Origin of the sequence: Enterobacter cloacae complex sp. 6730903 (assembly GCF_048283985.1) — a bacterium.
GTDB classification, from domain to species: Bacteria; Pseudomonadota; Gammaproteobacteria; order Enterobacterales; family Enterobacteriaceae; genus Enterobacter; species Enterobacter hormaechei_C.
Map to the genome: position 1 here is coordinate 1 of NZ_JBLVXX010000121.1, position 1,360 is coordinate 1,360.

2 pseudogenes are annotated in these 1,360 nt (G+C 43.9%); both read left to right on the forward strand.

The window, feature by feature from the left end:
• Positions 1-611: pseudogene (locus ACNQ0W_RS25085) on the forward strand (type IV secretion protein Rhs); the annotation flags it as partial.
• Positions 612-1,155: 544 nt separating this feature from the next.
• Positions 1,156-1,360: pseudogene (locus ACNQ0W_RS25090) on the forward strand (RHS repeat protein); the annotation flags it as partial.

Sequence of the window (1,360 nt, forward strand, 5' to 3'; positions counted from 1 at the left end):
CGCAGCAGGACCCGATAGGGCTGGCGGGGGGGATAAACCTTTACCAGTATGCGCCGAATGCGCTGGGGTGGGTGGATCCGTGGGGGTTATCGTGCGGAAATAGCTGGAATGCTTTCCAGAGCAAAACTCGAGGTGCTTTTGCTACAAGAGGTCATGCTGCACGGGCCTACCGAGCTACTCATGGAATTTCAAAGCCAGATTTCCCTAATCCGGCGACATACCTCGATGCAGGAAAAATTAGTAGGCATTTAGAACTATTCAAGGGAGGGGTTACTAAGTTCGTTTGGGGTATTAATCCTGAATTTAGTCATTTAGGTCCTCCAGGAGGCCACTTTGTTATGCCAAGGACCGTTGCTGATGACTTAATTAGACGTTCGGGTGGGAATATTCCAAAGCTTGATAGATTGTTAGGGTTAAATGCAGGTGATCTCGGAGACGCTCCTTTAAGAGTTGATATTAATAATCCGACAGGTTTAAGAATGCCAACAGGAAATGAACGAGGAGCAAATGAATTTTGGTTGCCGGGAGGATATACTTCAGGTGATATCCCAGAGGCGGCCATAGATCCTACTCCGCTAAATCAATTAAAGATCACACCGTTGAAGAATTAAAAAAAAGGAGGCGCAATGGATAAAATAATATTTAATAATTATTGAGTAATCCTTATCGAAAGAGAAGGGCGTTTTTTTATTAGGTTTTATTCAGGGGGGATAGTTATGAAAGAAGAGGAAGAAGAATTGAGCATTGATGAGGCCAAAAAAGTTCAAATGAGTGAAAAGGATGCTTATGAGGTTTTAATAGCCATTGAAAAAAAGAAAAGCTAAAATATTGGCCTCATTTTTAATAATTACCTGTCGATCAGTAATAAGGATGGTTTTTTACTACAAACCAAAATAAGTCGCTCAATGAGGTTCTTTGTAAAAGTTAACTTTAGCCAATTATAATAGAGAACTAAAAACACGCATGGGGGGCGTTTTTTGTTCAAAGCGATTAAAAGTTAAATAAAAAATTATCTCATAGAAATCTGTAAGAAGTAATTTTCCCCTTCCACAACCATCTTGTCCGCTACTTTCGTGCCTTGCTTATCCTTGTCGGCGTGGAGTCCTTATACATTATAGCTTGAGCACGTATAAGCCCTTGCTCTAGGCGCACGCAGGGGGGCTGTCTACCCGCAGCGAATATGACCGTCTTGGCCGCCTGCATCGCCGGGATATAGTTACCGGTAATTCTCAGTGCTCTTGGTTGCACCGCTGGAATACTACCGGTAACCCGCTCGAAGGCTTTGCTGAGAAGGTCACTCACAACCGCCTGACGCAGCTGAACGGCATTCGCTGGCGCTATGACATCCACGGCCGCACCG